Genomic DNA, 8,312 nt, shown 5'->3' with positions numbered 1-8,312 from the left:
TTTCATCCTTTCTAGATCTAGCTTTTCTTCAACCCACTACAGTTGACAAAGAGCCGAATTTTACATCCTTGTTTGAAGCCTCCCTTTTTCTCATTATTTCTTAGCGATCGCATGGTAGATGGTCTTGCTAGTAAAGACTTGCCCTGCTCTCAAGATGACTTTTTCAGCTTGGTCGCTATGAATGACATCTGGTACGGTTTGGAATTCCAAGGCTAGACCATTGTGCTGAACCATTGGTTGCCCTTCCAGATAAACCGTTTCATCCACAAAGTTAGCAGAATACACCACCAAGGCTGGGGCTTCTGACTTGAAGGTCAGAAAGCGTCCAGACGGCTGATGATAGAAGAAACCTGCATTTTCATGCCCTTCTGGGAGAGCGAATGGATGGTCTAATCCTTCTACCAGGCGGATTTGAGGGTCAGAATCCTTAAAAAGATCCTCCAAAAGCATAGCTTGGTAGAGATGCTGAACGATTGGACTTTCTCTATCCACGGTCTGAAGAGGGACACCGTCGGGATGGATAGGGTAAAGCCCTTGATGGTTGATCTGAAAGACATGGTCATTAATCGGCTGAATGAAGTTGCCTGATAGATTGAAATAGCTGTGGTTGGTCGGATTAACTAGGGTATCTTGGTCCGTTTCTACTCGATAGATGATTTCCAACTCCCCTGCTTCCGTCAAGCCATAGGTCACCCAGATCTTGAGATTTCCAGGGAAACCGCCGGTACCATCCGCACGCTCTGTGTACAGAGTGATTTTTTGGTCCGTCACCGACTCCACGCAAAACAAGGTACTGTCCCAGCCAGTCGATCCACTGTGGTTGCAGTTGGCGCCATTATTAGCTTCTAAGTGATAGGTTTGACCATTGAGCTCAAAGCTGGCCCCTGCGATCCGACCAGCAACCGGACCAATGCTGGCTCCGTACTTGGGGCTATTGCCGACATAGGCATCAAAATTGTCAAAGCCCAATACAATATTAGCGAATTGATCATGCTTGTCTGGTGTCACATACTCTAAGATCGTCGCCCCGTAGGTCATGACAGACAATTGATAACCCAGGTCATTTTCGAGGCGATAAGCTTCTATGTCTTGGCCGTCCAATTGACCAAATAGATATTTTTGATAGTGTTTCACAAGTTGTCTCCTCCAAGATCATTCATTCTAGTGAAAAGGGTGAATCACCACTCCTTGTACAACCCGATTGACGGTACCGGTTGGTGATGGCGTGTCTGGGCGGTTTTGAACCTTGAGCGAAGTCAAGAGAGAAATCAATTGACCGTAGATAATGTATGGGAAGGCACGGTAGATATCAAGTGAGTCGGCTGAAGAAGCTACCAAAACTTCTCGTACATGCTCAATGCCTGCAGCTTGGTCCGTCAAGAGGACGACCTGACGGGCAATCTGATCTTCGGCTACTTCTCCAACCAAATCTAGATCGTACTGGCGTGTGTAAGGGTCAATCGATCCAAATACCAGGACCAGAGTCTGGTCATTGATGAGGGATTTCGGACCGTGACGGAAGCCGACAGGACTCTCGTACATGGTCGCGATTTTACCTGCAGTTAATTCCAAAATCTTGAGCTGAGCTTCATGAGCGAGCCCAAAGAAAGGTCCTGCCCCCAGATAGATGACGCGTTCGAAGTCTAAGTCTACAACTTCCTTAACCTCGCGATCTTTTTCCAAGACCTGTTCTGACAGGTGAATCAATTCTTCTACTCGTTTTGCCTTGATTGCTTCCTCACTTGGATCAAAGACCAAGAGGGCTGTCAAGAGCATAGAGGTAAAACTGGAGGTCATGGCAAAGCCGGCGTCGTTGGTTTCTTTTGGTTGTAAAAGCAAGAGATTGCGCTCATCTCCGTGGGCCTGCTGGGCCAGCTTTCCTTCTTCAGCACAGGTAATGGTGATCTGATAAAGTTCATCAACTAAGTCTTGGGCCAGTTGCACTGTTGCGACACTTTCAGGCGAGTTTCCGCTTCGTGCGAAGGAAACCAAGACAGTCGGCACTTCTTTTTTGAGATAGGTTTGTGGATGCGCCACGATATCTGTCGTCGCAATGGATTGGAAATTCCAGTGACGTTCATCTTGCACTTCCTGCAAATACGGAACCAAAGTATCCCCCACATAGGCTGAGGTCCCTGCCCCTGTCAAGATGACCTTGATGTAGCCATGACGCTTCCCGATGGCCTCCAAAAACTCTTGGATTTCTTTTGCTTTCTCTTGATAGAGACGATAGGTTTCTTTCCAAACTTCTGGTTGCTGATAAATTTCACGCGTCGTAATCTCAGCCCCCAGTTCCAGCAGTTCTTCTTTTGTATAATCTAGCATGCTTCTCCTCTTTTCTACTCGCCTTATAAGCGGTAAGAGGCCGAGACAATTGTCCCAGCCCCATTCCGAATGTTCAAGCGGTTTTCGCTATCGTATTTTACTCATCCTCGTCGTCATCAAAGTTGGATAAAAGATCATTAACCTTCACGATGCTTTCTTGTGCACGCGCTGGATAAGCTTCTTCTCCTCCGACCAGGCTGTTATTAATAAATTCAATTACCATTGGCAAGTTCATCCCTGCATAGAGGTCAATGGCACGCCCTTCAAGGATCAGACGGCTAACCGTATTACAAGGAGTGCCTCCCAAAAGATCCGCAAAGACGATGTAGTCCTCAAAGTCTGCAACACAGGCTTCAAACTTGGCTGTAAACTCCTCAGGACCTTCCTCTGGCAAGAGGGCCACGGCATGAATGTTGTCTTGTGGTCCCATAATCATTTCTGTACTGGCTTTGAGCTCTTCACAGAAGCGACCATGACTGACCAATACTAGGTGTTTTGCCATACCTTACTCCATTATTCCATTCCAAAGAAGAAATGACCAAAGGCAGAGAAGGAAATAGCTGCGACGATAATCAACAAGATAGCTTTGGTTGAGTTCATACCCTTACGTCCGAGCAACCAGTAGATCGCACCTGTGATGATAGCTGGAACCAAACGTGGGAAGATCAAGTTAAGCATGTCTTGAATATCGATAGCTTTGTCCCCGATGTGTGGCATCCATGATACATCGACATTGATCATAGACGCGATCAAGGCACCGACCATGAAGATACCAAGTACAGAAGCAGCTTCGATCAAAGCTGTCAAGGTACTTTGCATGTTGTTGATTAAGTTGGTACCTTCTTTATAAGCAAATTCCAACTGTTTCCAACGGAAGATATTATAGGCTACTGCTACCGCGATCCAAAGGAAAATACCCCATGGTTGACCTTGTGATGCGATTGTCGCTGCGATAGATCCCATAATGGCTGGAACCAAAGATCCAAAGATAGAGTCTCCAAGAGGGGCAAATGGTCCCATGAGACCTGTCTTGATCCCGTTAACTGCATCTTTAGAGTTGACTCCGTCTTTTTCTTCCAAGGCCAAATCAAAACCAGTGATAATAGTGTGGAAGAATGGTGAAGTATTGAAGAATTGCGTATGCAATTTCATCATTTCTTTCAATTCAGGTGTGCCGTCTCCATACATTTTCCGCAATTGTGGAAGAAGCATGTAAAGGTAACCAGAAGCCTGCATCCGTTCGTAGTTCCAACCCAATTGGAAAGTGAAGAGGCTACGTTTGTTAATTTGATTAAAATCCTCTTTAGTGAGTTTGTAGTTCTTAGAATTCGTCATCTTCAATTTCCCCGCTTTCTACATTGCTTGCTGGAACAGCTACAACTGTACGTTGGCTGTTTTTAAAGTGTTGCACTGCAAGGAAGATACCAATGATGGCAACCCCGATCATAGATACAGATTTGAAGTTATTTGTAAAGGCAACCATTTGTTCTTTTGGAAGTTTTGCAAATGCATCTGTTCCAAGCATTGCTGAAATGGCAGTACCAACACTTTGGACATTGCCGTAAAGCACTGTCAACATTGCTGTCAAGCCAAAACCAAGAGCAAGATAGTGAAGGTGACGCTTCACAGGCAAGTAGTGAAGCAAGATGGCAAATCCAAGACCTGGGAGCATACGTCCTGCAAGGGTCAAACCATTCGCAATCCATTTATATTGTTCAACAAAGTCTACAATAGATTGAACAAAAGCACCACCAAAAGCAAGAGCTAAGAAGACTGGAAGGGCGCGAGAGAGAGCCCAAGGAACTGCACCGAGAAGGTAGTTGCGTTCAATTCCTTTATAGTCAAAGCGTTCGATCGCAGCATCAATACGGTGTGCAAAGGCAGTTGTACTCATCCGACCAAGGATATCCGCATAAGTCAAAAGACCTGCTACCGGAACGGCAATGGTTGAAATTGCAATTTCTGGTTTGATCCCTTGTGCTACTGAGAAGGCAGTCGCAAGAACGGCACCAGAAGTCGCGTCAATACGAGAAGCTCCACCGAAAGTACCAACACCGAGTACTGTCAATTGAAGAGAAGCTCCGATAAAGAGACCTGTCCCTAAATCTCCCATGACCAGTCCTGTAATGAAACCAGCAAAGACTGGTGAGCCTGCTGATGAAACAATCGTCAACTCATCACAGATTTGATAAGCTGAGTACAAAGTAAGTAGTAAAATTTGCCACCATTGTATCATGACAATTTCCTCCTAAAATTTTTCTTTTTATTTATAAACTATTTGAGCAACTTCAAGAAGTCTTCAACTGGATCATTTGGAACCATTTGAGCAGTTAACTTAACTCCTTTTTCAGCTAGCTTGTGGAAAGCTTCCACATCGGCATCCACTACGTTGATCGAACGAGTAATCGGACGAGTCTCGTCTGATTGAGACATGTTCCCTACGTTTAAGGTTTCAAGTGGTACACCTGCTTCTACCAAACCGAGGAAGCGGTCTGGCTTGCGGGCTACGATGAAGAGACGTTGGCTGTCATATTTTCCAGCCAAGATATTTTCTGCAGCCTTTGCGACTGGCAAGATACTAAGCTTAACACCAGGTGGTGTCGCTAATTTCAAGCCACTTTTTTCGATATCATTTTGAGCGACTTCATCATCGATCACCATGATACGTGAAACATTTAGTTTGGTAGTCCAAAGGTTGGCTACCTGGCCGTGGATCAAACGTCCATCGATACGGCATCCTACAATAGTCATAAGTTTTCCCCCTTTACTTCTTTGAATGTAGGTTGTGAAACAAGTTTTAAGGTCTCCTTCCAAGTGCCCTCTGTCTCAAAGACGAGGATCTCATTTTCCCCATCTTTGAGAAAACCATGAGGGATGTAGAGGGAGAGTGTTGGACCGACTTCCCAGAAACGACCAATATGGTGGCCATTTACAAGAACGATCCCTTTTCCAAATCCAGTCATATCAAGGAAGGTATCCTCAACCTGATCTAGATGAAAAGCAAATTGATAAAAAGCTGGTTGACCTTCTTGCCATTCTTTCGAAAAATCCAAGCGATCCAGCTGGCTAAAATCAAGCGCATATTGTTTCCAATGAAGCTTGAAATGAAGATCGATACAAACCCCTGTTCGGATTCCTTTTCGTTGGGAATCCGCTAAGAGTTTGTGCCCATAATTGACTCTTCCCATGTTTTCGATCAAGAGTTTTAGGTTTGTAATCGTTTTCTTTTTTCCGTTTAAAAAAAGATCTTGACCGATTTCTTCTTGGTATTGAGTGGCAATCAACTGATCATTGGCATAAACCTGTACCCGATCACGCGCATCGATGATACGCAAGCGCTCTTCTTCCGCATCCATTTCCACTTCTGTCTCATAGAGCAGATAGCCTAATGGGTGGTCGATTTCTTCCATGGTCTGTGGGTAAAGACTTTCGGTGACCTGAGCAATCTCGTTTAAGTTGCCGAACAAACTAGTCTTTTTGGTCAATTCCAATGTTCGTTCAGATAAACTCGACTTCACAAGCGGATCCATCTGTGGATACTCTGGATAGTAGGTCGCCATCATCTGCTTGACTGCGTAGTACTTAGGAGTCGGGTTGCCCTGCTCATCTAGGAGAGCGTCATAGTCATAAGATGTTACTTGCGGTAAATCCACGGTCCCTCGTGCTGAGCAGCCATTCATAAATCCGAAGTTGGTCCCACCATGAAACATGTAGAGATTAATTGAGCCTTCTTGTAAGACCTCATGGACTGCTTCTGCCAACTCTTCTGGATCTCGCTTGATGATGGGTTCTTTCCAACGATTGAACCAGCCATCCCAAAATTCCATACACATGAGTGGCCACTTTTTGTCATGCTCCGCAAAGAACTCTTTCATCTGAGAGAAATTGTAATTTGCTCGCGAACCAAAATTACCGGTTACAAAGAGTCCATCCTCAATCAAAGTCCCTGCTCGAAGAGTCGCCCTCCAAGGTCCATCAGAAGTAAAGAGTGGACAGGTAATGTCCCGCTCGATCATTAGATCTCTGATCACCCGAAGATAGGCTTTGTCTTCGCCATAAGAGCCGTATTCGTTCTCCACCTGCATCATGAGGATATTGCCCCCACGATCCAATTGGTACTTGGCCACACGAGGCAAGAGCTCGTCGTAATAGCGAGCCACTTCCTCGAGAAAGGCCGGATCTGATGAACGAATCCGAAGGTCTTCTTCGATTAACCAGGCTGGCAAGCCCCCAAATTCCCACTCCGAACAAATAAACGGTGATGGACGGAGGATCACATACAGATCCAACTCTTGAGCTACTTGGATAAAGTGCTCCAGGTCCAAATTCCCTTCAAAGTGAAAGTGGCCTCTTTGTGGCTCATGAGCATTCCATGGAACATAGGTTTCAACAGTATTAAAACCTAGAGCTTTTAGGTTATATAAGGAATGATACCAATCCTCACGATCGATCCGAAAATAATGAATTGCACCAGATAAAATCTTAAAAGGTTGATCATTTAAATAAAAATCTTCTCGGATTTCAAATGCCCCCATACTGAGAACCTCCTTCTAAGAAACCCTTTTCATTTATTAATATAATATATTAATAAAAAAATGTCAACAACTTTTAAAAAAATATGTTAAAATAATATTAACAAGGGATATCGAAAGAAGAGGTGAAGCACATGGCAATCCCAAAATACCAACACATCAAAGATGATTTGAAGCAACAAATTATCTCAGGCAAATTCGAAAATGGAGATAAATTTTACACAGAAGCCGAGTTGATTAAGATTTATAATGTTAGCTCGATTACTGTTGTTCGTGCTTTGAACGATTTGGCTAGCGATGGATACATCGTCCGCCAACAAGGAAAAGGAACCTTTGTTTCGCGCGCTAGAAAACACAAACTGGTTGAGTTTTCAGACGTTGAAACCTTCCCTATCCAAAAAGCGACCGTAAAAGTTCTCTCTATCAAGCGTGGCAACGCACTGAACATCTTGGATAAACTAGGACTTGCTCCAACTCAATTCTATTATAAGATTGATCGGACCCGTCATATTGGTGAAGATACTTATATCTACCACCAGACTTATGTCCCAGAGCAATATATCAACCCAAATTATCCGAGCTTAGATTACTATAGTTCGATTTATGATCGCTTTAAAGAAGATTATCATATCCATATGAATGATGAACACTTTGAAGAAATCAATGATATTGTATTTCCAACACCAAGCAAAATCGCTTCTGTGTTGAATATCGATGAAAACTTCCCAACCGTTCATCAAGTGAAGACGACAAAATTGGAGACGACCGGCCAAATTCTCGAATATAGCGAAACCTATAAACGCGGCGACTACTATAAAATCAAATTTATCTCTTGTGATCGTGATCATTGATCATTCAAAGTCTGGGGTCTGGCCTCAGACTTTTATGATACAAATTATAGCATGAAAAAATAGTTCCTAAAACATGTAAAACGAATAATCTATAATTAGTGATAGACTTCCTATAAATAGTTTAATCAGTCAAAATTTATTATGATAAATTCCGTGTCTAGAGCACCTGATATCGGCAAAGAAAAAGACAAGCATCTCATGATGTTTGTCTTTTTTGATCAAGTTTATGAGGGGCTTAGTCTCCCAAACCGATGCGTTCGAAGATTTCATCCACCCGTTTGGTGTAGTAGGTTGGGTTGAAGATTTCGTCAATTTCTTCTTGAGTGAGGCGTGATGTCACTTCTGGATCTGCTTCAAGAAGTGGTTTAAAGTCTACTTGATTATCCCATGATTGGGCAGTCTTCGGTTGAACAAGGTCGTAAGCCTGTTCACGTGTCATACCTTTTTCAATCAAAGTAAGCATAGCACGTTGGCTGAAGATCAAACCAAATGTAGAGTTCATGTTGCGGATCATGTTTTCTGGGAAGACTGTCAAGTTCTTAACGATGTTTCCGAAACGGTTGAGCATGTAGTCAATCAAGATGGTTGTGTCTGGTGCGATGAT

At 43.7% G+C, this 8,312-nt stretch carries 8 protein-coding genes and 1 pseudogene; 1 reads left to right on the top strand and 8 read right to left on the bottom strand.

Annotation, left to right across the window (positions count from 1 at the left end):
• Window positions 1-93: 93 nt before the first annotated feature.
• From QZ158_RS06820 to QZ158_RS06790, 7 genes are all read right to left on the bottom strand, one after another.
• On the bottom strand, window positions 94-1,134 hold the full coding sequence (locus QZ158_RS06820; protein WP_293886966.1) for an aldose epimerase family protein: 1,041 nt from the start codon (window positions 1,132-1,134) through the stop codon (window positions 94-96).
• 27 nt (window positions 1,135-1,161) lie between these two features.
• Window positions 1,162-2,325, bottom strand: a complete 1,164-nt coding sequence (locus QZ158_RS06815; protein ID WP_293886964.1) for an SIS domain-containing protein — start codon at window positions 2,323-2,325, stop codon at window positions 1,162-1,164.
• Between the two features lie 97 nt (window positions 2,326-2,422).
• Window positions 2,423-2,827, bottom strand: coding sequence for a PTS sugar transporter subunit IIA (locus QZ158_RS06810; RefSeq protein WP_006595284.1), 405 nt, complete (start codon window positions 2,825-2,827; stop codon window positions 2,423-2,425).
• An 11-nt stretch (window positions 2,828-2,838) separates the two neighbouring features.
• Complete coding sequence (locus QZ158_RS06805) at window positions 2,839-3,660, bottom strand: PTS system mannose/fructose/sorbose family transporter subunit IID (RefSeq protein ID WP_293886961.1); 822 nt, start codon at window positions 3,658-3,660, stop codon at window positions 2,839-2,841.
• Window positions 3,647-4,561 (bottom strand): PTS mannose/fructose/sorbose/N-acetylgalactosamine transporter subunit IIC, encoded by a 915-nt coding sequence (locus QZ158_RS06800; RefSeq protein WP_293886959.1) that lies wholly within the window; start codon window positions 4,559-4,561, stop codon window positions 3,647-3,649. Before QZ158_RS06800 ends, QZ158_RS06805 begins: the two co-directional genes overlap by 14 nt.
• A gap of 38 nt (window positions 4,562-4,599) precedes the next feature.
• Window positions 4,600-5,076, bottom strand: a complete 477-nt coding sequence (locus QZ158_RS06795; protein WP_023027469.1) for a PTS system mannose/fructose/N-acetylgalactosamine-transporter subunit IIB — start codon at window positions 5,074-5,076, stop codon at window positions 4,600-4,602.
• Window positions 5,073-6,860: a beta-galactosidase family protein gene (locus QZ158_RS06790; protein ID WP_293886955.1), complete on the bottom strand. Its 1,788-nt coding sequence runs from the start codon at window positions 6,858-6,860 to the stop codon at window positions 5,073-5,075. The genes QZ158_RS06795 and QZ158_RS06790 overlap by 4 nt, the downstream gene beginning before the upstream one ends.
• A 131-nt stretch (window positions 6,861-6,991) precedes the next feature.
• On the opposite strand from QZ158_RS06790, the gene QZ158_RS06785 reads away from it, so the two are divergent.
• Window positions 6,992-7,708 carry a GntR family transcriptional regulator gene (locus tag QZ158_RS06785; protein WP_293886953.1) on the top strand — a complete coding sequence of 239 codons (717 nt, stop codon included), beginning with the start codon at window positions 6,992-6,994 and terminating at the stop codon, window positions 7,706-7,708.
• Between the two features lie 235 nt (window positions 7,709-7,943).
• On the opposite strand, the pseudogene QZ158_RS06780 reads toward QZ158_RS06785, so the two are convergent.
• Window positions 7,944-8,312 (bottom strand): annotated as a pseudogene (locus QZ158_RS06780) (adenylosuccinate lyase); the annotation flags it as partial.

This window comes from Streptococcus sp. A12 (assembly GCF_905372335.1).
Taxonomy (GTDB): domain Bacteria; phylum Bacillota; class Bacilli; order Lactobacillales; family Streptococcaceae; genus Streptococcus.
Note: the sequence above shows the minus strand (reverse complement) of the source record. Positions and strands in the feature narration are given on the sequence as shown.